The organism is Nostoc sp. (assembly GCF_036917235.1).
Taxonomy (GTDB): domain Bacteria; phylum Cyanobacteriota; class Cyanobacteriia; order Cyanobacteriales; family Nostocaceae; genus Nostoc.
This window is the reverse complement of sequence record NZ_JBALDU010000063.1, coordinates 28,909-54,458: the sequence shown is the minus strand read 5'-3', so window position 1 is coordinate 54,458 and position 25,550 is coordinate 28,909. Positions and strand designations below refer to the sequence as shown.

At 39.7% G+C, this 25,550-nt stretch carries 18 protein-coding genes; 11 read left to right on the top strand and 7 right to left on the bottom strand.

Features of this window, described 5'->3' with window-relative positions:
* The coding region (locus V7K44_RS18675; RefSeq protein ID WP_334933410.1) for an nSTAND1 domain-containing NTPase at nt 1-1,746 on the top strand (1,746 nt) is incomplete at its 5' end.
* A 523-nt stretch (nt 1,747-2,269) separates the two neighbouring features.
* Here the strand turns inward: V7K44_RS18675 and V7K44_RS18670 are convergent.
* Entirely contained in the window at nt 2,270-2,584 is a 315-nt protein-coding gene (locus V7K44_RS18670) for a hypothetical protein (protein WP_322640739.1), read from the bottom strand.
* 348 nt (nt 2,585-2,932) lie between these two features.
* Here V7K44_RS18670 and V7K44_RS18665 point away from each other — a divergent pair, with 348 nt between their 5' ends.
* Entirely contained in the window at nt 2,933-4,015 is a 1,083-nt protein-coding gene (locus V7K44_RS18665; RefSeq protein WP_334933409.1) for a class I fructose-bisphosphate aldolase, read from the top strand.
* Nucleotides 4,016-4,125: 110 nt separating this feature from the next.
* Here the strand turns inward: V7K44_RS18665 and V7K44_RS18660 are convergent, their stop codons facing one another.
* A complete protein-coding gene (locus V7K44_RS18660; protein WP_334933408.1) occupies nt 4,126-4,794 on the bottom strand; it encodes a ribonuclease T2 family protein in 669 nt (222 codons plus the stop codon).
* Nucleotides 4,795-4,966: 172 nt separating this feature from the next.
* Here V7K44_RS18660 and V7K44_RS18655 point away from each other — a divergent pair, with 172 nt between their 5' ends.
* Nucleotides 4,967-6,133, top strand: coding sequence for a pyridoxal phosphate-dependent aminotransferase (locus tag V7K44_RS18655; RefSeq protein WP_334933407.1), 1,167 nt, complete (start codon nt 4,967-4,969; stop codon nt 6,131-6,133).
* Between the two features lie 262 nt (nt 6,134-6,395).
* On the opposite strand, the gene V7K44_RS18650 is transcribed toward V7K44_RS18655, so the two are convergent.
* Together V7K44_RS18650 and V7K44_RS18645 are read right to left on the bottom strand one after the other, a co-directional pair.
* Nucleotides 6,396-6,653: a helix-turn-helix domain-containing protein gene (locus V7K44_RS18650; protein ID WP_094352530.1), complete on the bottom strand. Its 258-nt coding sequence runs from the start codon at nt 6,651-6,653 to the stop codon at nt 6,396-6,398.
* A 711-nt stretch (nt 6,654-7,364) separates the two neighbouring features.
* Nucleotides 7,365-8,552, bottom strand: a complete 1,188-nt coding sequence (locus V7K44_RS18645; protein WP_334933406.1) for a tetratricopeptide repeat protein — start codon at nt 8,550-8,552, stop codon at nt 7,365-7,367.
* A gap of 409 nt (nt 8,553-8,961) precedes the next feature.
* Here V7K44_RS18645 and V7K44_RS18640 point away from each other — a divergent pair, with 409 nt between their 5' ends.
* The 8 genes from V7K44_RS18640 (at nt 8,962) to V7K44_RS18605 (ending at nt 20,867) form a co-directional block, all read left to right on the top strand.
* Nucleotides 8,962-10,224 carry a proton extrusion protein PcxA gene (locus V7K44_RS18640; RefSeq protein ID WP_334933405.1) on the top strand — a complete coding sequence of 421 codons (1,263 nt, stop codon included), beginning with the start codon at nt 8,962-8,964 and terminating at the stop codon, nt 10,222-10,224.
* Between the two features lie 306 nt (nt 10,225-10,530).
* Nucleotides 10,531-11,007 (top strand): hypothetical protein, encoded by a 477-nt coding sequence (locus V7K44_RS18635; protein WP_334933404.1) that lies wholly within the window; start codon nt 10,531-10,533, stop codon nt 11,005-11,007.
* A gap of 261 nt (nt 11,008-11,268) precedes the next feature.
* Nucleotides 11,269-12,138, top strand: coding sequence for a polyphosphate kinase 2 family protein (locus V7K44_RS18630; protein ID WP_334933403.1), 870 nt, complete (start codon nt 11,269-11,271; stop codon nt 12,136-12,138).
* 146 nt (nt 12,139-12,284) lie between these two features.
* Nucleotides 12,285-12,488 carry a hypothetical protein gene (locus V7K44_RS18625; RefSeq protein ID WP_334933402.1) on the top strand — a complete coding sequence of 68 codons (204 nt, stop codon included), beginning with the start codon at nt 12,285-12,287 and terminating at the stop codon, nt 12,486-12,488.
* 54 nt (nt 12,489-12,542) lie between these two features.
* Nucleotides 12,543-13,139 carry a tRNA-(ms[2]io[6]A)-hydroxylase gene (locus V7K44_RS18620; RefSeq protein ID WP_334933401.1) on the top strand — a complete coding sequence of 199 codons (597 nt, stop codon included), beginning with the start codon at nt 12,543-12,545 and terminating at the stop codon, nt 13,137-13,139.
* Nucleotides 13,140-13,157: 18 nt separating this feature from the next.
* Nucleotides 13,158-13,562: a VOC family protein gene (locus tag V7K44_RS18615; RefSeq protein WP_334933400.1), complete on the top strand. Its 405-nt coding sequence runs from the start codon at nt 13,158-13,160 to the stop codon at nt 13,560-13,562.
* 45 nt (nt 13,563-13,607) lie between these two features.
* A complete protein-coding gene (gene cbiE, locus V7K44_RS18610; protein WP_334933399.1) occupies nt 13,608-14,819 on the top strand; it encodes a precorrin-6y C5,15-methyltransferase (decarboxylating) subunit CbiE in 1,212 nt (403 codons plus the stop codon).
* Between the two features lie 429 nt (nt 14,820-15,248).
* Nucleotides 15,249-20,867, top strand: coding sequence for an ATP-binding sensor histidine kinase (locus tag V7K44_RS18605; protein WP_334933398.1), 5,619 nt, complete (start codon nt 15,249-15,251; stop codon nt 20,865-20,867).
* Between the two features lie 92 nt (nt 20,868-20,959).
* Here the strand turns inward: V7K44_RS18605 and V7K44_RS18600 are convergent, their stop codons facing one another.
* The 3 genes from V7K44_RS18600 to V7K44_RS18590 all read right to left on the bottom strand — a co-directional run bounded on the left by V7K44_RS18600 (nt 20,960) and on the right by V7K44_RS18590 (nt 25,099).
* Complete coding sequence (locus tag V7K44_RS18600; protein WP_334933397.1) at nt 20,960-22,507, bottom strand: flavin-containing monooxygenase; 1,548 nt, start codon at nt 22,505-22,507, stop codon at nt 20,960-20,962.
* Nucleotides 22,508-22,653: 146 nt separating this feature from the next.
* The gene (locus V7K44_RS18595) at nt 22,654-24,318 is read right to left on the bottom strand and encodes a tryptophan halogenase family protein (RefSeq protein ID WP_334933396.1); all 1,665 of its coding nucleotides are present in this window, start codon (nt 24,316-24,318) and stop codon (nt 22,654-22,656) included.
* A gap of 67 nt (nt 24,319-24,385) precedes the next feature.
* Entirely contained in the window at nt 24,386-25,099 is a 714-nt protein-coding gene (locus V7K44_RS18590) for a hypothetical protein (protein WP_334933395.1), read from the bottom strand.
* Between the last annotated feature and the right edge of the window lie 451 nt (nt 25,100-25,550).

Sequence of the window (25,550 nt, the reverse complement as noted above, 5' to 3'; positions counted from 1 at the left end):
AAAGGTTCATCAACGAAGCTCAAAGGTTCATCAACGAAGCTCAAAGGTTCATCAACGAAGCTCAAAGGTTCATCAACGAAGCTCAAAGGTTCATCGACGAAGTTCAGAGGTTCATCATTACCTTTACCTTCTCAACAAATTGATAAAAGTATAGATGAGTATTCAAGTTCATTACGCTATCATTCAGCCTTTTGGGATCAATTTCAGCGTATACCTTTATATGGCTTAGATGAATACTTACTTTTAGTCATAGAGCATAACCCAAGCGAGGGTGAAGCTGCCATCAATTATCTCAATGAAAGTCTGCAAAATTGGGCTGTTCAAATTTGCAAAGATGGACTGAGCTTAAGAAACTGTGGTGATGTAGAAGCTATACGGCAAGTTCATCGCACCATAGAAATTGAGGAATTAGGGAACTCAATTGATTCTGTCCTACGCATCTTTACTGGCATCAGTCAGGATGTAAACGCAGCATTAGAACAAAGAAGTAATTACAACCAGCGTTTAGCTCTTAAAGCTGTAACAGAAAAGTTAAATGGACAGTTAGTAAACTTTAATCGTACTAGTAATAAATATGCTTCTTACTTTCTACCTTTTGCTAAAAGATGGCTGGATATAATCAACAAATATATAGAAGAACTAGCTATCAAAGTTGAACAAAATAAAGAAATTGACAACCCTTATTTTATTGGTGTACCCCTCACACGAGAGCAAGAAATTTTCACGGGGCGCGATGATATCGGCTTACGCATTGAGCAACTACTGAGTGATCGCCGTCGTCCACCTCTGCTACTATACGGTCAGCGACGCATGGGTAAAACTTCCCTCCTCAACAACATCGGAAAGTTACTACCTAATACCATCATCCCCATATTTGTAGACTTGCAAGGCGCACCTTCATCAGCTAGTGACCATGCAGGTTTTCTCTACAACCTGGCTAGAGAGATGGAGAAGTCAGCGAAAAAGCAAGGTTTAACTCTACCGTCCCTAGCCCGCGAAGTGCTACAATCTGACCCTTTCACCTATTTCTATGAATGGCTAGATAAAGTAGAACAGGCTCTAGAACAAAATACCGCTTTACTAGCGCTAGATGAATTCGAGGTGCTAGACAACGCCATAGCCAAAGGTCGCTTTGATGAACAGGATGTTTTGGGAATGCTGCGTAACCTTATCCAACATCGTCCCCGCTTTAAGGTGTTGCTGGCTGGCTCTCATACTATCGAAGAATATCAGCGCTGGGCTAGTTATCTAATTAATGTCCAAGTTGTGCATATCTCCTACCTCAAAGAAGCGGAAGCACGACAATTAATTGAACGTCCCGTCAAAGATTTTACCCTCCGCTATGAACCCAACGCCGTTGAGCGAGTGCTACAACTCACCCGTTGTCACCCGTTCTTAGTACAACTCCTCTGCGCGGAAATTATTGTCCTTAAGAACGAACAAGACCCCTCTATCCGGCGATTGGCAACTTTAGTAGATGTGGAAGCAGCGATACCAGAAGCTTTGCAAAGTGGTGGCTTTTTCTTCGCTGATATTCAAAACAATCAAGTAGACGCTACTGGGCAAGCTATTCTACGTTTTATCGCTGCTCAAGGGGAAGGGGCTATAGTTAGCCGCCAAACTCTATTGCAACAGTTCCCTCATGCTGATATTACTTTCAACTTGCTGTTGCAACGGGAGTTAATTGAGGAAGTTAACGACGGCTATGGCTTCCAGGTGGAGTTGATTCGCCGCTGGTTTATTTGAATCATGTTTAGTAAATATGTCATTGCGAGCGGAGCGAAGCAATCGCAAGGGCTGGGATTGCTTCGCTCTGCTCGCAATGACTGTAATTATTTTTGTCCGACTACTTATCAAAAACTCGCTGACGGAGTTCAAAAGCTCATTCACGAGTATTAAAGACTCGTTAACGGAGTTCAAAGGCTCGTTCACGAGTATTAAAGACTCGTTAACGGAGTTCAAAGGCTCGTTCACGAGTATTAAAGACTCGTTCACGGAGTTCAAAGACTCGTTAACGGAGTTCAAAGACTCGTTCACGGAGTTCAAAGACTCGTTCACGGAGTTCAAAGGCTCATTCACGAGTATAAAAGACTCGTTAACGGAGTTCAAAGGCTCGTTCACGAGTATTAAAGACGTAAGGGCTACAATGATTTTGAATCCTACAAGTTAGTAAAGTGGTGCGTTACGCCAAGGGCTAACACACCCTACTAAAACTACTGCTAAAAATAGAAGTTGGAATACGAGTACATCAAGCTTAGGTTGATTTTTACTATTTGTGCTGGCGTAATTGCTCTACTATATATTCTTCTAGTTCTTGTTTTTCTCTATTACTGGCATTTCGTTGATAAGTTCTGCCTGTTTCTTGCATAAACCTACGTTTCTCACTAGGAGAAGATTTGAGCTTACTTCCCGATGCTTGCAGCTTTTGCTGTAATTCTTCCCAAGTCTTCTCACCTACACTTTCACCTAGTTTCACCAGTGCTTTGGGTAGTAATGTTTTTGCCTCTCTTTGAAAATCTTCTTCTGTCTCAAGGGAAGCGAAATCTATTTTGCTGAAGTCGAGATCGATTTGAAATTTACTCATAGAATTGTATTTGTTCTTTTAACGATTATTGCCACAATGGTAATCTGCGAAGATTACTTATCGACATTTTTGTTGTCAAATGATGAGTATCAGAATTGAAATATATCAAATTATCAGTCTGCAATCCACCAAAATCCTCAGAAGCATGATTCTTTCTTTGTGCATCTTGGCTAAAATAATGGTTATATCTCAGAGAATCATTGATTTTAGCGATTTTTAAAGAATAATTTAAGGCTTTTATATCAAAAGGAATATATATCTAGTTAATACAAGCCTAAGCAGGTTAGGAGTATTAAAAATGCTATCTTAAAGGCAAAGGTCATTTGCTCAATTTTTCAGGAAAACGCTATGACTACAACGCTCAGAGAGCCTAATTCTATTGAGTCATTGCTAGGTAAAGAGGCTGAAGACCTGCTTACCTACAAAGCAAAGGTTTCTCAAGATTTAATACATTTACCGGGGCCAGACTTTGTAGATCGAATCTGGCTTAACAGCGATCGCAATCCTCAAGTATTGCGTAATATCCATTTACTTTACTCTACTGGTCGTCTGGCAAACACAGGTTATCTCTCGATTTTACCGGTAGACCAAGGGATTGAACACTCAGCAGGTGCGTCTTTTGCGCCCAATCCGATTTACTTCGATCCAGAAAATATTATCAAGCTAGCGATCGCCGCAGGTTGCAATGCTGTTGCTACCACTTTGGGGACGTTAGGTATAGTTTCGCGCAAGTATGCCCACAAAATTCCCTTTATTGCCAAAATCAATCACAACGAATTGCTGACTTTCCCCAATCAATTTGACCAAGTATTGTTTGCTGATGTGGAACAAGCTTGGAATTTAGGTGCGGCGGCGGTAGGTGCGACAATTTATTTTGGTTCCGAGAATTCTACCAGACAAATCCAAGAAATTAGCAAAGCTTTTAAACGCGCCCATGAATTAGGTTTGGCAACAATTCTCTGGTGCTATCTGCGGAACAACGCTTTTAAACAAGATAAAGATTACCACCTTGCGGCTGACCTCACCGGACAGGCGAATCATTTGGGCGTGACGATTGAAGCTGATATTATCAAACAAAAGTTACCCGAAAATAATAACGGTTACGGCGCAGTTGCCAAAGCCACTGGTAAGAGTTATGGCAAAACCGACGAGCGCATTTATACAGAATTGACAACCGATCACCCAATTGATTTAACTCGTTACCAAGTACTGAATTGTTACTCTGGGCGTGTAGGGCTGATTAATTCTGGTGGCGCGACTGGTAAAAATGACTTCGCTGAAGCAATTCGCACCGCCGTAATCAACAAACGCGCTGGTGGTTCAGGATTAATTTCTGGGCGAAAGACCTTCCAACGTCCTTTTGAGGAAGGCGTGAAGTTATTTCACACTATTCAAGATGTTTACTTATCGCCAGATGTGACAATAGCTTAGGGAGTGGGGGAAGAGGCAGGGGAGCAGAGGAGCAGGGGAGCAGAGGAGAAGTTACAATAAGTTTTTCCCTTCTGCTTCTTGTGCCCAATGGCCCATGCCCCATGCCCATTTCATCTAACATTTCTCAATAAGAAATCTGGTTGACCACAACTTTTTTGCGATCGCTTCAAAATCTCGGCGCTACAAATACCAGGTTCGCCGGTTTTGGAATAACAAAAGAAGACTTCTTGCAAAAATCTTCCCGAACCAGAACAAAAAGGTGCTATACCATCAGCAGTAATTTGATTATTCGCACTCACAAAGGAATTTTTAAAATTTGTAATTGTGGTACGCAATGGTTTCGCAGGACGATTATAAGCTGCGGGAATAGCGATCGCATCTTTTAACTTTTTACTCAATCCCAAATATTCCGCAGGAGTTTTCCCCGAACAAGTACCATGTTTTTCCCATTCATGATCGTAAAGTTTATTACTAGGATACAAATTGGGAAACTGCCGCTTTACTTCCGATGGTAATTTTTGCGTGGAACAGTTAGCTGGATAACCCCTTTGGTATTGTGGCCACAAACCATGTAATACAAAACCAAATTTCTTCCCAGAACTGCACTGCTGTGGATCGCGAGTGCCATTTGTCGCACAATAATCCGGCGACCAAGAGAGTGTCAGTACATAAAAATCAAATTTACCCGGAGTCCCGCGATTTTGAGCAATGGCAGCATTAGGTATAAAAAGACTAGTAATTAACAGAGAAGATGCGATGAAAAGTTTCTTGAATTGCATAAAAACAGTTAGTTTCCACTAAAATTCAAGTTATATGCAATACATTGTTAAGAGTCAAGGATCGAGAATTCTTCCCAATCTACCATCCCCAACGAATTCAAAAAAGGCAAATCTTGGTAGGGATTCTGGGATATCCTTAGATAAGTGAAAGATTTGCCAAAAAATAGTAAGAATGAAGCTGGCAGCAAGAGTAAGTCAGGTAACACCTTCATTAACCTTAGCGATCGCAGCCAAGGCTAAGGCACTGAAGGCGGAAGGAATAGATGTTTGTAGTTTTAGCGCTGGAGAACCAGATTTTGATACCCCGGCGCATATTAAAGCCGCAGCAGTCAAAGCTTTGGAAGAAGGCAAAACCAAGTATGGTGCAGCAGCCGGAGAACCAAAGTTAAGGGAAGCGATCGCCCACAAGCTTAAAATTGATAACGGTCTTGATTACAAGTCGGAGAATGTGATTGTCACCAATGGCGGTAAGCATTCTCTGTACAACTTAATCGTGGCGCTAATCGATCCAGGTGATGAGGTAATTATCCCTGCACCCTACTGGTTAAGTTATCCCGAAATGGTGACTTTGGTCGGTGGAGTCCCGGTGATTGTGCCTACAGATGCCACGACGGGTTATAAAATTACTCCCGAACAACTCCGTAAAGCCATCACGCCGAAGACGAAGTTATTTATCCTCAACTCTCCATCTAATCCTACGGGGATGGTTTACACGCCAGACGAAATCAAAGCACTGGCGCAGGTAGTAGTTGATGCAGATATCTTTGTCGTCTCCGATGAGATTTACGAAAAGATTCTCTACGACGGTGCAGAACATATCAGCATCGGTTCTCTTGGGAAGGAAATTTTTGACCGGACTTTGATTAGTAATGGGTTTGCGAAGGCTTATTCCATGACTGGTTGGAGACTTGGTTATTTAGCAGGGCCAGTGGAAATTATTAAAGCAGCGAGTACCATTCAAGGACATAGTACATCTAACGTGTGTACCTTTGCCCAATATGGTGCGATCGCAGCGCTACAAAGTTCTCAAGATTGTGTCGAAAAAATGCGCCAAGCCTTCGCTAAACGCCGACAGGTAATGCTAGACAGACTTAACGCCATTCCCGGTTTGAGTACCGCCTCACCAGATGGCGCTTTTTATCTGTTCCCTGATATCAGCAAAACTGGTCTAAAATCCTTAAAATTTTGTGACGCTTTGTTGGAAGAACATCAAGTTGCTGTCATTCCCGGAATTGCTTTTGGCGCTGATGACAACATTCGCCTTTCCTACGCCACAGATATGGCGACGATTGAAAAGGGAATGGATAGATTAGAGAAATTTGTCAAGTCGCGTATTTAGTTGGTTGTCACTTGTCATTTGTGAGGATAATTTATCAACTCTCCAACTTTTGAACTCCACCTTTTCGACTCAGAACTGGTGGAGTTCATTTTTAAACCTCAAGTTCGGAGTTGCGACGCTCAAGTTTCGTGTTCTGAAGCTGAAGTTTCGTGTTCCGATGCTCAAGTTTCATGTTCTGAAGTTCAAGCTTCATGTTCTGAAGCTGAAGTTCCGTGTTCCGATACTCAAATTCCGAGTTCTGATGCTCAAGTTCCAGAGATTTTTAGTAAAACATCGCTTGTTTCATTGGCTCTATGTCATCTAAAGAGAACTCACGGGATTCAAGATAATATAAGATTGCTTCAATAGGATCTCGTGCTTCGGTTGGGTAATGCCTTTGCTCGTATGCTTTCACAAGCGTAGTTAAAACTTCCAAGCGGTCAAATTCTGGTGTATTAAGTTCTGCATCAAACAATCTTTCGATTTCATCAAGTGCAGCACGATAATCAGCTTCAGTGTGGATAAGATGGGTTTTAAGCATAGATATTATTTCCTCAAATACTGATTGCATCTACGTTGTCGTATTCTTTAAAGAATTATGCCCGTCGAAGGCAATTATGCTGCCAACATCACCGAACATGAACAAAATATACGAAATAACTTTATCTCTTCATTCATAAAATATTGAAAGGTTTGATACCGTCAAAAGTTTTGATTTCAACTTTTGGGTTGATATTTTTAGATTAGGTAAAAATCGGGGAGAACTAGGGGAGTAGGGGAGCAGCACTTCGCATTGGTGTAAACTTCAGCCGAAAACTATATCAGACAGGCGTTTTGCAAATCCCTCACGCCCTCATCCCCTACCCGTTCTCCCAAGGAAGAACGAGAATTGAATGTCTAGTCTAGCTCCCCTCTCACGGATGGGAGAGGGGCTGGGGGTGAGGGCAAAACGTTGTCACCAAGCGGGTTTAGCGTTAAGTTTACACCTATGAGCACTTCGGCTCCCTTCCCTAGGGGACGCTACGCGTAGCGAGGGGTACGACTTCGCTACCTCCGCTCCGTGTTCCATCGAGCGACTTGTACTGAACTTGTCCTGAGCTTGTACTGAGCGTAGCCGTTGGGGCAGCCTCTCGCAGAGAAGGGCGTAGTCGAAGTAAGTCGAGATGCTCGACTCGACACAAGTCAGGGCAAGTCGCTCTGTAACCGAGGAGAAGTTGCAGTAAGTTTTTCTCCTCTGCTCCTCTGCCTCTCTCTACATTAACTGCATCTCCTGCAATCCCTGGCGTAGTCTCTTCGCCTCTTCGGGATTATACCTTTCGTGAAGGGCGATCGCTTTTTTAAAAGCTGCTAAACTATCTTGATGATTGCCAATTTTGAGCAACACTACCCCTAAATTTTGATATGCTTCAGCATAGTTGGGATTTAGGGCGATCGCATGTTGATAATATACGATCGCATCTGCAAATAAACCCAAAGCCTTAAATGTCATCGCCAAATTATAATGTCCAAAAACAAAAGTAGGATCGATTTTCAAAGCTGTGGTATAAGCAGTTTTCGCACCGTTGAAATCTCCTGCTGCTTTGAGTAAGTTACCCAAGTTGTTGTATGCTGCTAGTTTGAGCATGGGATAAATTGGCAATTTGATGGCAGCTTGATAGTGAGAAATCGCCTGTGGGGATTTTTGCAACCGACTGTAGGCAATGCCTAAATGATAGTGGAGTTCATATAAAATATCGTAGTTGTCTTCAGCAACGGTGATTCCATGTCTGAGCAAATCCATACCTTGAGAAATTTTCCCAGTTTGCACATACAATGCGCCTAATTTACTGCAAACATAGGGATCGTTGGGATGAGTTGCGAGAAACCCTTCCATCGCTGTAGCGGCTTTGGCATATTTGTTATTTTGAGCGATCGCACTTTTTTGATATCCTGTGTGTACAAGGGCAATCCCAGGTAAATAACCTATTTGCCAGTGGGGTTCTTTGGTTAAAATTTCTGACACACTATCATCTACCAAGGCGTGGTAAGGACGGTCAAAACGAATATCTGGATGATTGCGGAATAGCCTGGAAACCAGAGAATAGGGAGATTGTTCTGCACCAACTTCCTGACGGACGAGGTTGATAAGCAGGTATTCATCTCTTGCGATCGCCTCTCGCAACTGCGGTACAATTGCAGGAGTCAGAGTTTCATCAGCATCTAATACCAAAATCCAATCACCAGTGACATATTTGAGAGCTGCATTGCGGGCAGCACTGAAATCATTACACCATTTAAAATGATGGACTTTTGCACCGAGTTGTTGGGCAATATTGGGAGTGCGATCGATTGAGCCTGTATCCAAGACTATCATTTCATCCACTACTTTTCTCACACTGCTCAGGCATTTAGGCAGTGTTGCTGCTTCGTTTTTCACAATCATGCATAGACTCAAACTCATAATTTAAAACTTGGGAGTGGGGAGTAGTGAATAGAGGGAAGGGAGATGAGAAAGCAACATCTTTACTTCCTATTCCCTTTAACAGTGATAGACTCTGCATAGTGGAAAATTTGCCTCGATTATGAAATGTTACAATCAAGGCTTTTCTATCGAGCATAAACACTGACAGATGGTGTCAATAGTGACAGTGTAATGGATAGACTGTCAATATAAATAACCAGTGTCAATCTATGCCGATCCATCTGACTTTATCAGGTAATATAAAATTGCTAGTGTAGACGTAGCCCTTCCTAGACATCGCATCAGGGAGTATTGCCTGAATCTGGATTGGACTAATTATTTAGCTGTTATTACCCATTTTTTATGATTATATAACTATAATACACATTATCTAAAAGTCATATATGTAATGAAAAACTCACTTACCAGAACATTCCAAAAATATTTGCGATCGCTGAACCGTTGGTTTTCAAATACACCAGAAAGGGCACTTTTAGAAGCTTACGAAGCAGCTCAGAGAATTAAAAATATTGAGAACGAACATTTTGATAACAAAAAAATATCTTTACAATCAGTATACTTTACTGAAAATGTAATGGCTTACTGGCAAGTATATCTTAATAAGAACCTAACTATTATTAAGATCAGGCTTGCAGAATTCCAGCTTAGTCGCGGAATTGTCAATATTTCTAATTCTGTTTTATTAGAAAAATTGAAGGTTATTGATGAAGTACTAGAGAAATATGCTATCAAAGATGGACTAATTAACAATACTCCATTAGTACCAACTTATCAGCCTTTAAAAATCAATGACAACGAAATAAAAAAACAGCTAAATTTATCTAACATAAATGATACTCAAGTTCAAGCTCCAATTCCAAAATCTGGACTACCTAAGATTTCTATTGGTAGAAGAGTTAATAAAATTCAAGCAGATTTTGCACCGCAGACAGAAGAAGAGTTTGTCAGGAATTATCGCCTTTCTAAAGGTAGAACAATAATTGCCCTGCGATTTTTGATAGTTCTCATTCTTGTACCGCTTTTAACTCAATATTTATCTAAAGAATTTATAGTAACTCCAATATTAGAAAGGGTTAGAGGAGATAATTTAACTCAAATATTCATCAATTTTGACATGGAAAAAGAAGCTCTCCATCAATTACATAATTTTCAAGAAGAACTGAGATTTGAATATTTTCTTAATCAAGCACCACCACTTTCTTCAGAGCTAACACAAGAAAAAATCAAAAGTAAAGCAATTGAAATCTCTGAAGAATTTAGCAGAAAAAGTAATAGTAGTATTAGTAATGTTTTTGCTGATTTAATATCACTCTTTTCTTTTGGTATAGTTATCGCCATGAGCAAAAGAGAAATTGTTATTCTTAAGTCTTTTATGGATACCATTGTCTCTGGTCTCAGCGATAGTGCCAAGGCTTTTTTAATTATTCTGTTTACAGATATATTTGTAGGATTTCACTCACCAGATGGGTGGGAAGTCCTTCTTGCAGGAATGGCAGAACATTTAGGTCTACCAGCCACTAGAAATGTAATCTTTTTCTTTATTGCTACATTTCCTGTGATTTTAAACACTATCTTTAAATACTGGATATTCCGCTATCTCAGTCGTTTATCTCCATCGGCATTAGCTACATTAAAAGAGATGGACGAGTAATTGTTGACATCCTCACCGACCTAAAGGCGCGGTGATTCTGGAGTAATAAGTAATAAGTAATAAGTAATGAGTAAATACCCATTTTTCATCTACTCCTTACTCCTTACTCATTACTTTAAATCCGTCGTAGAACGACGGGGCTTTTACCCATTTTTTTGGTAATTATCCAACGCCCAAATTCACTTACTTTGAGTAAAGAATATATTTTTTACCAGAAATTAATTAATTACAAATTACGAATTATTTTCACGCATTTGTCTTTTGATTCGCTAGGCTATGTATATCCTGGTTTTCCCGAAGTATACTATGGATTTTGAAAGCAAAGTCAATACCTCAACTCCTACAGACAACATAGAGTTTGCTCAACCAACTACTACCCGTAAGCCGCTGGAACTGCTGCGAGATACTGAGGCTTTACTTCGTCGCCCAACTGTAGCGAAACTGTCGCCGATTTTGCCACCAAAATTGAGCAATAGATTCCAAGCAACTTCATCTTTGGCGGATGACTCCTTTAAAGAACTGGCAGAAATTGACCTAAATACTATTAGTGATTTTGAACTGCGTCCTGGACGAATTCTTGTTGGCTTGAGCCTTGTTGGTTTTGGGGCGCTCATGATATTGGTGCTGCTGTTATACTTAAACACATTGCATCCTAAAACTAGTACAGTTGTGCAGATTCGGCAATATTGGTATCAATATATTTGGTTTGTCTGTTTAGGTATCACAGGAATGTTTATCTTGGGACGTGAAGCAATGCGTCCTATGCCAAAACGACGGAAGTAAATAGATGAGAATAAATCGAAGTAGATTAAGTAATGTAAGAAATCTTGAGATTAGTTCGTAGTGTTCGCGCAGCGTCTCGTTGGCGTAGCCTCTCGCAGAGAAGAGAGGGCTAAAGCCATCATTTGTTCGCGTAGTGTCTCGCAGAGAAGACTAAAGTCCTCACTACAAACTTTTAATTATTTACGCCGCTTTACTTAACTTTCAGAAATCAACACTTCAAAATATGTTTGTATATTAATTAGTTGCTAGGAGATTTTATACATGAATCATGATGCTTTCATTGTTCCACCAGGTTCAAAGATTTCTCTGAAAAAAAACTATGACCCAGCTTATAAGACTGATTTTCATGAAAAAGCTGATGCTGCAATCAAATTACAGGCAGATGTTGAACGACTAGCTAATTACCAAAATATTCTCTATGCTCAGAACACCTATGCTTTGTTAATTATTTTTCAAGCAATGGATGCTGCTGGTAAAGATAGCACTATTAAACACGTGACTTCTGGTGTGAACCCACAAGGATTTCAGGTGTTTAGTTTTAAGGCCCCCAGTGCGGAAGAATTAGACCATGATTACTTGTGGCGCTCAATGAAAGCTCTGCCAGAAAGAGGACGAATTGGTATATTCAACCGTTCATACTATGAAGAAGCGCTAGTGGTGCGTGTCCATCCAGAAATTCTTCAGAAACAACAACTTCCTCACTTACCTAATGGAAAAAAGATATGGAAACAGCGTTTTGAAGAAATCAATAATTTTGAAAAATATTTGGTTAATAATGGTGTAATTATTCTGAAGTTTTTTCTAAATGTCTCCAAGTCAGAGCAGAAAAAACGCTTTTTAGAACGGATTGAATTTCCTGAAAAAAATTGGAAGTTTTCAGATAATGATGTCCGAGAACGAGCTTTTTGGGATGATTATATGAATGCTTATGAAGAGGTTTTTAATAATACTAGTACTAAATGGGCGCCGTGGTATATTATTCCTGCCGATCGCAAATGGTTTACACGCCTGACTGTTGCCAATATTATCTGCACAAAATTAGAAGAACTAAATCTGCAATACCCAACAGTTAGCGAGGAACATAAGCAGCAACTTTTGGAGGCGAAACGTATTCTAGAGCAGGAAGATTAGCCTGTGAATTTGATAGGTAAAGGCAAAAAATGCAGAAGTAGTTTAGATATACGGTATAGTACATATAAGTAAAAATAAAAAATTGTAACTTTATTAATGCTATTTGTAACTAAAGAAGTTACGCAAATAGTCATAGGCGCAAAATCATGATTGAGATGGCAGAAAATGCCAAAAATCATCCACCTGACTTTACTAATGCTGCCTTTGATGTAGTGGCGATCGCAGCCTCGCCAGGTGGTCTAACTGCTGAGGCATTAGTCCAAACTACGGGTGTTGAGATCCAAGGCTTTTTAGCGAAACCCTTCACCGCCAAACAATTATTGAATTTTGTCCAAACAATATTCCGTTAAAATCAATTTGCTAGGATACTCAGCCAAATTAAAATTCTGGAGTTTTTTGACTCTGTGTTTACTCAGTTAACGACTATCAATGTCCTGAAACAGCCCACTAGTTCTGCTTGGGTTGAACAAGCGATCGCTAATTTAGATATCATCTTACTCGACCACTCCCATTGCGAACGCAAAGCAGCAGGTGTGGCCTTGAACATGATGTTTCGCTACCCTTCCAATACTAAAATGGTACGGGAGTTAACTGCGATCGCCCGCGAAGAATTAGAACACTTTGAGCTAGTTAACCAATGGTTAGAACGCCGGAATATTCCCCTAGCTCCCCTACCACCGCCTCCCTATGGCGCGGGTTTAAAAGCTGAAGTACGCCCCAAAGAACCTGAGCGATTTCTGGATTCCTTACTAGTCACTGGTTTAATCGAAGCTCGCTCTCACGAGCGCCTGGGACTATTAGCTGCTCACTGTCCAGAGCCAGAGTTAGCAAAATTTTATCGTGGGCTAATGGCATCCGAAGCGCGTCACTACGGTATATATTGGGTTTTAGCTGCTACTTATTTTGACAAAGAAATTGTCATGCAGCGGCTTGATGAATTAGCAATTGTCGAAAGCGAATTGCTGGCGACTTTGCACCCAGAACCTAGAATTCACAGTTAGTAGACTAACCCAACAGATATGAAGCTTCAGCTAACACACCTGAGACTGCTTGTCTCCAACTACAAAGATTCTTTTCTGTTCTACCGGGATCTGCTGAAATTTGATGTCGATTGGGGCGATGAAGATAGCGGATATGCTGAGTTTAATACCGGATATCTCAAGCTGGGTTTGCTCAAACAAGAATTAATGGCTGAAGTAGTCCCCAGAATTGAACAGCCTTCATACATTGTCAATCGAGATAAAATTATCTTGGTTTTGGCAGTCGATAATGTGGATGAGGTCTATGAGCAAGTAAAGGCTCAAAATGCGCTCGTTGTGACTCAACCACAAGATCGCCCAAGCTGGGGAATCCGCACAGCTCATTTGCGCGATCCTGATGGCAATCTGATCGAAATCTATAACAATCTCGGAATTATCAGCTAAAATTTCTTGCCAACAACGTTATGAAGTAATTAATCATGAATTAGCATGATACAGAAATGGCTTTCTATTGTTGGCATTGGGGAAGATGGATTACAGGGGTTAAGCGCGATCGCTCGTTCTTTAATCGATCGAGCTAAAGTAATTGTGGGAGGCGATCGCCATTTAGCAATGCTCCCTACAGACGATCGACGTGAGAAACTAGTCTGGTCATCCCCCATTAGCACTTCAGTAGACGAAATCATCCAGCGTCGGGGGCAGTCAATCTGCGTACTCGCAAGCGGCGATCCGATGTGTTACGGCATTGGTGTCACCTTGATGCGGCGAATTCCTGTCTCTGAAATGACGATTATCCCCGCACCTTCAGCCTTCAGTCTCGCCTGTGCCAGGGTGGGATGGTCTTTAACTGAGGTGGAAACTTTAAGTTTGAATGGTCGTCCATCCTCCCTACTCCAGTCTTATATCTATCCAAAAGCGCGGCTGTTGATTTTGAGTGAGGGTAAAGACACACCCGCCATTGTTGCTCAAATTTTGACAAATCGCGGCTATGGTGGCAGTAAAATCACTGTATTGGAGCGTATGGGTGGCGCTCATGAAAGAATTGTAGAAGGTACGGCTGCATCTTGGAGTGAAACGGAAGTTGCAGTGTTGAATGCGATCGCAGTTGATTGTATTGCTGATACTGGGGTTATCCCATTACCAAGATTGCCAGGATTACCAGATAAAGCCTACCACCATGATGGACAATTAACGAAGCGTGAAGTTAGGGCAATTACCCTAGCAGCTTTGGCTCCCACACCAGAAGAATTATTGTGGGATGTGGGTGCGGGTTGCGGCTCAATTTCAATTGAATGGATGCGGAGTAATGCGCGATGTCGAGCGATCGCGATCGAACAAAATTCTTCTAGACTACTATATATTGCTGATAATGCTGCAACTCTCGGTACTCCAAATCTGCAAATCATTGCAGGGAAAGCGCCCCATACCCTGAAAGACTTGCCAGCACCAGATGCCATTTTTATTGGTGGTGGGGTTACAGCAACGGGACTTTTTGATGTTTGCTGGGAAGCACTGCGGCCGGGTGGACGTTTAGTGGCCAATGTTGTAACAGTAGAGGGTGAGCAAACTTTATTTCAATGGTATGAACGAGTCGGTGGCGATTTAACTCGTATTGCCATCCAACGGGCGGAACCTATTGGTAAATTTTTAGGTTGGCGAGCAATGGCGGCTGTGACGCAATGGGTAGTAGTGAAGTCTTAAAAATTGAATAAAGTTATGAGTGCGATCGCTTTTGTAATTTGGTAATAACTTACGTAAATTCTAGTTTTGTTATACACAGTATAGTTTATAAAATGTATCTTGCTGTCAAAACTATGAACAATTGTGAGTATATTCTCTACCTTTAGATACAGCAAAATCAATATCTGTCTGCGGTTAAGATATCTAAGACTTATTTTAAATCACAGCATCTTTCAATTTTCGCTTTTTGAAGAAACTAAACATAAATAGCCACTCATTACCCGTTAATACACTGATATTCTTATACCTCAGTTACTTACAATCTGCTACCAATCGGTTATTAATGACCCTACTTTTTAACACCTTACGAAATTCCATTACTCACTGATAGTAGCTACTATGCTCTGGGTATACTAAACCATAGAAAGAAAATTATCATAACTAAATGCAATGCTAGTAGAATCAGATAAAGTATTTCCTATACTTGGCTATCGCATTATTAAGCAATTATATTCAGGTAAGAAAACCTTAGTTTATCGAGCTATCAGAGAAAGAGATCGGCAATCAGTTATTTTAAAATTGATGCGTAATGAAGATCCTAACTTTGCTGAAATTAATCAGTTTCACAATCAATACACTATTACCCAAAACCTTGAGATTCCAGGCATAGTCAAACCAATAAACTTAGAAAAATATCACAATAGATATGTGATAGTAATGGAAGATTTTGGTGGTATTGCCCTTAATCTTTGGCAGCACGAAGAGCAGAAAAAAGGAAATTATTCTGTTTCATTGAGTGAGTTTATCGGTATTGCCATTGAAATTAGTGCAACTTTAGAACAGCTACATCGCCATCGCATCATTCACAAAGATATCAAACCCGCTAACATTTTGATTCATCCGATAACAGGTAAGACTAGAATCATCGATTTTAGTATTGCTACTCTATTACCAAAAGAAATTCAATTTCTCACAAATCCCAACGTCCTAGAAGGTACTCTAGCTTATATTTCCCCTGAACAAACAGGACGCATGAATCGAGGTATAGACTACCGTACCGACTTTTATTCCTTGGGTATCACCTTTTTTGAACTACTAACAGGGCAGTTACCCTTCAGTACAACTGACCCGATGGAGTTAGTCTACTCTCACATTGCCAAAGAACCGCCAAAAGCCAGTCATATTAACTCCAATATTCCCACAATTTTATCTGATATTATCAGCAAGCTGATGGCAAAAAATGCCGAAGACCGATATCAGAGCGCTCATGGACTCAGGTATGACTTGGAGAGATGTCAAAACCAATGGCAAGAGACAGGAAATATTGCAGCCTTTGAATTAGGAATTCGGGATATCTCAAATCATTTTGCCATTCCTGAAAAACTTTATGGTCGTCAAAGAGAGATTGAAATTCTCCTCACTACTTTTGACCGGGTGACAAAGGGAAGCACGGAAATGATTTTAGTCTCTGGTTACTCAGGGATTGGTAAAACTGCTGTGGTTAATGAAGTTCACAAACCCATTGCCAGACAGCGTAGTTACTTTATCAAAGGGAAGTTTGACCAATTTCAACGTGACATCCCATTGTCAGGATTGGTGCAAGCTTTGCGAGATTTAATTAGTCAAATACTTTCCGAAACAGATGCCCAAATTCAACAGTGGAAAACCAAAATTTTATCGGCATTGAGTACGCAATCTCAGGTAATCATTAATGTAATTCCTGAACTTGAAATAATTATTGGCAAACAACCCCCATCTGCTGAACTTGCTGGTAGCGCTGCTCAAAATCGCTTCAATTTATTGTTCCAGAGATTTATCCAAGTGTTCTCTACTAAAGATCATCCTCTGGTCATCTTTCTAGATGATTTGCAATGGGCAGATACGGCTTCCTTGAAGTTTATTCAATTGTTAATGGATGGAACTTCTTCTCGGTTTGCTAAGAATACAGAAAATCTCTCTGAAAATAAAAGTAGTTTACTACTAATTGGTGCTTATAGAGATAATGAAGTCTCAAATCTACATCCGCTACATTTAACACTACAAGAAATTGTCAATACAGGAGGAGTAATTAATACAATTAAACTCTTACCTTTAAGTCAGATTGATTTAAATCATCTAATTGCTGATACGCTGCGTTGTCCAGAAGTCATTGCTGTGCCTCTGACTCAAATGGTGTTTTTTAAAACTAAAGGAAACCCCTTCTTTACATCTCAATTCCTCAAACTATTATACGATGACGGACTAATTGAATTAGATTTTGATGCAGGTCATTGGAAGTACGATATTAACAAAATTAAAACCTTGTCTCTTACAGATGATGTCGTAGAGTTTATGGGCATACAAATAGGAAAATTGCCCCAGAATGTACAAAATGTATTAAAAATATCTGCTTGTATTGGTAATGAGTTTGACTTAAAAACATTGTCACTTGTTAATGAAAAATCTTTAATAGATACTGCATCTGACTTATGGCAAGCATTACTTGAAGGACTGATTATACCTCAGAAAGATGTTTATAATTTTACACCAGAAAATGATAGACAACTATTAAGCTTTTCAACTAGAGAATCTGAAAACTTATCACTTACTAATGCCCAATTACCAAAATATAAATTCGTACATGATAGAGTTCAGCAAGCAGCTTATTCTCTAATTCCCAAAGACCAAATCAAGCAAATACACTTAAAAATTGGGCTACTTCTCTTGAAAAACACTCCAGTTGCCGAACGGGAAGAAAATATTTTTGAGCTTGTCAATCATTTGAATATTGCAGCTGAATTTATCACCCATCAAGCTAAACGTAATGACTTAGCTGAAATGAGTCTAATTGCTGGACGTAAAGCTTTGGTATCAACAGCTTATTCATCGGCACTTAAGTATTTAACTACTGGAATTGAGCTACTAGCAAATGATAGTTGGGAGATAAAATATGAGCTAACTCTAGCTTTGTATGAAATAGCAGCAGAAGCAGCATACTTGGCTGGCGACTTTGAGCAGATGGCGCAATTAGCAGAAGTGGTATTAGTAAGAGCTAAAACACTCTTAGAAAAAGTGAAAGTCTATGAAGTAAAAATTCAGGCTTATGGCGCACAGAGTCAAGCACTAGAAGCTGTTAACCTTGCACTAGCATTTTTAAAATTATTAGGGGTAGACTTTCCCTTTAATGCTCAGCAGTCTGATCTTCAAATAGCATTAGCGGAAACAGCATCGCATCTAAGCAATAGGAGTATTGAGGACTTAATTAACTTACCCAAAATGACGGACTCTCGATCCTTGGTAGTGATACGTATATTATCTAATATAACTGCTTTTGCTTATACAGCTGTTCCTACATTGTTTCCATTAATAGTTTTGAATCAGATCAACTTATCGATTAAATATGGTAATGCATCTTTATCTGCATTCGCGTATGTTGCTTATGGGGTTATATTGTGCAGTGTCGTAGGAGACATTGAGTCTGGCTATCGATTTGGCAAACTGGCTGAAAGTATGTTGACCAAATTTCAAGCTCAAGAAGTTATGTTGAAGGTAATTCAAACATTTAATCAAATGATCAAACCCTGGAAAGAACATGTTAAAAATACATTAAAGCCTCTGATAGAAGTTTACTCTAATAATTTGGAAACAGGAGATTTAGAATTCGGGGCTTATTGTCTTTATACGTACTCATATTATGCATATTTTATTGGTAAGGAATTAACTCCTCTTGAGCGACAAATGGCAACACATAGCAATGCTATAAAACAAATAAAGCAGGAGCCAATTTTTTATTGGAATGAGATATATCGACAGATGGTATTGAATTTGTTAGGTTCTTCAGAAAATTCTTGCTGTTTAATTGGTGACGCATATAATGAGCAAACAATGTTACCGATTCATATAGCGGCTAATGATGGAGCTGCAATTTTTTACTTATTTATTTGTAAGCTGCAACTATGTTACCTGTTTACAGATTATTCCCAAGCACTTGAAAGTTCTATGAAAGCAGAACAGCATTTATATGCTGGATTAGGAATGATCCTCAGTGCTCAATTCTATTTTTATGATTCATTAGTACAGATCGCTTTCTATCCTGATGTTGATGAAGAGAAACAACAAAAAATTCTCAAAAAAGTTATAGCAAATCAAGAAAAAATAGCACATTGGGCACATCATGCTCCAATGAATTATTTACATAAATTTTATTTAGTTGAGGCAGAACGGCATCGAGTTCTTGGTCAATATCTTGAAGCGATAGATAATTATGAGAACGCTATTTCTCTTGCCAAAGAAAATGAGTACATTAACGAAGAAGCTCTGGCTTGTGAATTAGCGGCTATATTTTATCTCAAATGGGGTAAACAAAGAATTGCCCAATTCTATCTCACTGATGCCTATTATTGCTATGTTCGCTGGGGAGCATTAGCCAAAGTTTATGAATTGCAAAAACGCTATCCTCAATTACTTCTGCCTATGATTCAGCAAGAAGAACTTAGCTATTCTTACAGTGAAAAAGATCTACCCGATCTGAGTCTACATCTATCTACACTTAGTAATAAATCTAGTCTGGTGACAAATGAAACTGTCATTGGCTCCAACACTAGTATTTCAGATATGTTAGATTTGGGAACTGTCATTAAAGCTTCTCAAGCAGTGTCTGGAGAGATTGAATTGGAGGCACTCCTTTCTACTTTAATGGAAGTTGTGATGGAGAATGCAGGAGCTTCTAAATGTGTGCTGATATTAAGTGAAGCTAATAACTTAGATTTAACTATTGCTGCAATTAGTTCTGCTTCCACTTTTAGAGATACTCACACAGAGTTTTTATCTATTCCTTTAGAATCCAGCGATTGTGTTCCTATCTCTTTGATTAATTATGTCAAACGAACCCAAGAAATATTAGTAATTGATGACATTAAAGCGAAAGCTTCTTTTGCAATAGATCGTTATATTAACCGTGAGGAGCCAAAGAGCATATTATGTATTCCGATGCTTAATCAGGGCAAATTGCTGGGACTGATTTATCTAGAAAATAATTTAACTACAGGAGCATTTACACCCGATCGCCTAGAAGTTCTCAAGCTCTTAACTATCCAAGCTGCAATCTCTTTAGAAAATGCCATTCTCTACAATAATTTGGCTAAAGCGAATGAGCAATTGGAGGATTACAGTCATATATTAGAGGAAAGGGTGGTAGTAAGAACAGCAGAACTTAACGAAAAAAATCAGCATCTGGAAGAAGCTCTAGAAGAATTAAAAAGTACCCAAAGCAAATTAATTCAAAGTGAAAAAATGTCTTCTTTAGGGCAAATGGTGGCGGGAATTGCCCATGAAATTAATAACCCTATCAATTTTATTCATGGTAATATCAGTCACGCAAGTGACTATGTTCAACAATTGCTAGATTTGATTAATATTTATCAGCAACAATATCCCCATCCCTCGGCAATAGTGGAGCAAAAAATTGAGGAAATGGATATAGAATTCCTGAGAGAAGACTTACCAAGGGTTCTTGATTCGATGAAGGTGGGAAGTTCCCGTATCCGAACTATTATTCTGAGTTTACGTAACTTCTCTCGTCTAGATGAATCGGAAATGAAGCCTGTAAATATTCATGAAGGCATCGATAGTACCCTAATGATTTTGCAACACCGACTCAAGGAAAAGGGCGATTGCCCGGAAATTCAAGTCTTTAAAGAATACGCGCAACTGCCGGATATTCTTTGCTATGCTGGTCAACTCAACCAAGTGTTTATGAATATTTTAAGTAATGCGATCGATGCTTTAGAGGACTACAAGAATAAAGAAGATTCTCCAAGCAAAAATCCTGAAATTCGTATTCGTACTGAACTAGGAGAAGTAAACACGTTGAAGATTCGGATTGCTGATAACGGTTATGGCATGACTCCACAGGTGATGCAGAAAATATTTGATCCATTTTTTACCACTAAAGCAGTAGGAAGTGGTACGGGGTTGGGGTTGTCAATTAGTTATCAAGTGATAGTGGACAAACATAAAGGTCAGTTAAGCTGTGAATCAACTCCGGGAAAAGGAACTGAGTTTGTGATTGAGATTCCCATGCAACAGTAAGACAAGCTGTTAATACTGAAAAATTTACAATACTCAGCACTCTTCATAATACGGTTCGGTTTAGAACTTCATCGAACCGTATTATGGAGATATCAAGGAACGCTTGTTACCTCTACACTTGGCGCGATCGCATAATCATTAAGAGATGGCTGTTGTTTTGCCTGTAATTCCTGTCGGAGATTCTTGTAGGCAGATGGATCTGCTGGCATCATCAACTCTCCAAGCAGGTTTCCTGATTTGCGGCGGGTGCTGAGACCCATATCCTGAAGCAATTCATCAATGTGATGGAACGTAAAAGGAGTTACACATGCTCCACTGATGAAGGCATAGGGTCTATCTTTCTTCTTCCATTCCAACTCTGCTGTTACATCCTCTAACATCTGTTGTGCGGATGGTAAGGGTATATTTCCTTTGAAATACTCTGATAACCACCTAGCACCAATTTCTGCTGATAACTGGGCACATAAAGTATAGTTATAACCAACAAAACCCATCTGTGGAACATGAGGGTGAATGAGATGGCGGTAAAGATGGAAAGTGCCTTCCTCATCAAACACGTGTCTGTGGTACTTCTCTTCTAAAAAGGGGATTTCCTGAAGAAATCCTGTGCCAAAGACAACAACATCTGCCTGTATTTGCTCGCCGTTATCCAATTCGACCCCACTAGCAAAAAACTTGTTGATCTTTGTCTTGACAGCACGAATTTTGCCTGAGCGTACATGCTCAAAGAAGCCTTTAGGTATCAAGCCGACACTACAGCCGATCAATTTGTTCATCGGTTGTTTGGGCACCATCCCACAAGCATCAAGGGGAAACTGTAAGCGCAGGATAGTCTCATTTAGCCGCCAGAATGCCCACACCAGTGGCTTTCCAAAACTATGCAGCCACTTTTCCCATCCTTGAAGTTTATGATAGGGTGTCCAAATTTCTGCAAACCGAGTTAGGAAAATATACTTGATGTTCAACAGACCAAGAAAAAAGTTAGGAACTTTCCACAGTGCTTGACGGAACACAAGGGTACATTCCTTGGCCTTGCTAGCTGCGAAATTTGCTAAATCGGTGGCTGATTTGCCAAAACCGACAACAACCACTCGCTTCCCCTCAATTACAGAGCCGTCATTAAAGTTGTTAGTATGTATTACCTCACCTCCGGCGGCAATGAACTCTTCCATTCCCGGTAAGTTAGGAATGTAGGGAATATCACAAAGACCATTGCACACAATCACAAAGTCGAACTCGTAATTTTGTTTTTTGATCTCCTTACCATCTTCTTGAAAGCTAACACTAACAATCCATCCAGGAGTGTTGCCTGATTTGCGCTCCACTTTAGTTACTTTTGCACCGAATTGAATTTTTTCTGTGACACCAAAGTATTGGGCATAGGATTCAAGGTAAGCGCATATTTGCTCTCCTGAAGGCCATTCTGGATAGGACGCAGGCATAGGATAGTCTGAGAAAGCATAGGTGTCTCTGGGATTTTGGATTGACAGTCCTGGGTAAGCCCTCGACCTTTCCCACACACCACCAAGTCCCTGCCGCTTCTCGAACAATGTAACCTCGTAACCTTCTTCAAGAAATGTCTTGGCTGAGACTAATCCGCTCACGCCTGCCCCAATCACGCATATTTGTTTGACTATCATCTTGGATTCTCCTCAATTATTATTATCGGACTTACGAAAAAGTACACGGAGTAGGGGCAATACCCTGCGGGAAGCCGCTCCGCGTCTACATGAATTGCCCTAAGAAGAAAATCACAGTTTTGACTATTGTTTGCGTAAGTCCTATATTAAATTGGTACAGGAATTTGATATGCGCTATCGTTAACTGATGAAGTCGGAAAATGATTGTCGCTGAGGTATTCTGACTGTTCTTGAGACTTGATTACATAAGTTAAGTATTCATATTGAGAGGGCAGGTTTTTGCTTAGGTAGTTGGCTTTTTCCTTAATTGCCTGAAATTTAGCTAGCGCCTTCTCGTCGTCAAGATGCTCCAGCAGAGGTAAACTGCCTTCAGGCTTATGATTGAGTCCAAGTAACATTACCGAATAAGAGTATGTCTCGAAGCCATGAAAATATGGATTGATATTCTTTTTATTTGGTAATCTGCTTTTCCATAACTTTAACTTTTCTTGGAGTTCCGCAGGAACTTTAATTTCTTGCTTAGTTGCTTGCCAAAACTTTGTATCTGCTCGATCGCTGGCACGGTAATGGAGTACCAAAAAGTCCCGAACACCATCTAGACAGTTAGCGATCGCTCTATTATAGTTGCGGATCAACTCTTCATTGAACGACTTCCCTGGAAAGTGATTGACTAGCTCTTCAATTCCATGCTGAATAAAAAATATCCCAGTAGATTCTAATGGTTCAACAAAGCCACTGGAAAGCCCTATTGCTACACAGTTTTTCACCCATGAGTTTCTGTTACGTCCAATCCTCATCTGGATATGAGAGGCTTCGCAATTATCAGCGACATTTCCTAAATGCTGGCGAAATTCTTGTTCTGCTTCATCCGCAGAGATGAAGGCGCTGGAATAAACGTACCCTGTACCATCTCTGCCATACAAAGGTATATTCCAGACCCAACCTGATGAGAGAGCAGTTGCAGTTGTGTAAGGGTTGATGCCATTTTTCTGAATATCGGTTGGTATCTGCATAGCGATCGCGCGATCGCACAGTAGCGACTCTGAATAAGAAATGAATGGCTCACCAAGAGCTTGGTTAATCAAAAGACCACGGAAACCAGTACAGTCAATGAAAAGGTCTCCACTGACAATGCCATGCTCTTTGGTGTTAAGACTGTCTATGCTTGCATCTTCAGTTAAATTTACATTTACCACATCATCAACAATTTGTTTCACGCCCCTCTGTCTTGAATAATCTTTCAATAACCTAGCAATTAGATTCGCATCAAAATGGTAGGCGTAAGGATATTGCCCTTCAGCATCAGCAAGTGTCCTGAGATTTTTTTCAGAAAAATGTTTCTCTGAGAATAAATGTTCTACTCTGTCATCAAAGATTTTGCCGTTGAGATATCTCGGAGACCTTTGACGATCGCACAGCGTCGGTGCCATGAAGCAGGAGTAATCAAATGGCTCATTGGCACTCTTAAGTTTCAACCACCATTCAGAGATACTGAATCCATCAATAAAATCAAATCTTTCAAAAGGGTGGTAAAAGTGTCTTCTGTCTGAATTCCAATCAACAAATTTAATCCCCATCTTATAAGTAGCATTGCATTTTGGCATCCATTCATACTCTTGTAATCCCAGAAAATCAAAAAATGACTTGATGCTACTAAAAGTTGCTTCGCCAACTCCAATTTTTGTAATATTAGAAGACTCTACCAGCGTAATCTGAATATTTTTTTTCAAGGCTTTGCTCAAATAAGCTGCCGTCATCCAACCTGCTGAACCACCACCAACAATTACAACATTTTGTACATGCTGTGACATAGTAAAAATTCTCCTTCCGGCTTTAGTTAGGTATTAATTGTCAATTTCAAGAAGCTGGTTTGTTAATTTATCCAGCTTTCAATAGTTGCTCAATTTTATGGGTTTTGGCATATACCAAAAGACTATTTGCAAATTGGGTGAAAACTGTAAATAAGTTCTCAACCAGTTCAAAAGCCTCTTGTTGGGCTGCTTCTGATAGTTGAATATCTTGTAAAAATTGATCTATTCCAGATGAGCCTGTCATGTGATCAGCTTCAATATTCAAATGAAAATCTGCAAAATATCGGCATTGTTTTTGGGTAATTGCTTTAATTTCTTTGCCAATCTCTGCTGCTATGGACAACATTACATTGCCCGTTGCTTCGGTAACTTGAATGACTATTATTTTTTGGATAGGAGTAGCTTGCGAAGTATGTCGATATAATTGATAGTTCAACCAGCGAGCATTCTTAGTTTCTTCACTCCAAAGAAATTTTAATGCATCACTAAATTGCAAGGGTTTGTCAAATTCTAGATTCTTCAAATCTTCTAGAAACCACAGCCAATGATCGTCATCTTCATAAGTATACCTGTTAATTAATGTCTGAATTGGATCGGTTGTTGGTTCTACTCGCAAAAAATATTTATTCAGTTCTCCAAAATTCATAATAAAATGAGCAGCGCATGGTGCCCAAGCTAACCTTTGTCTGGGATTTATACTTTTATCTTGCATAAATTTAAACAAAGGCAATTGAGCGAATTCTTGTTTTTTTTGTTCAATCAATGCTAGTACTTGTTGCATTTTTAATTGTGCCGATTTTCAAGATTTAATATTCAAGTAGAAGTAACTTTCCCACTTTGTTATGGAAAGGGTAATCTGCTCAAGCTCCTTGGTTGTTTAATTCCCAAAGTTTTTTGATAGTCATTAGCTCAAAACCCACTATTTGGATAGCAAATAATGTCTAATTTGTTATATTGCAATACAGTTTAGTTAAGAGTGTGTAGATAATTGGTCTTTGAAGAGATGATAAATCTCGCTCGCATCTACACGGGGTTTTAGGTGTATTGTGTTATATCGTATTGAGGCTGAAGCTAAATTGTAACCAGCTAATTTACTGTTATTGTTTTTACTTTAACTTCAATATATCTATGTAATAAACGTAGCTTTTACTTAAGTAAGCTTGTTAATAAATGGTCTGATGTGAGCGTTTACTTTGCTCAGAAAAACCAAATCGGTCAGTTAAGCGTTCTAC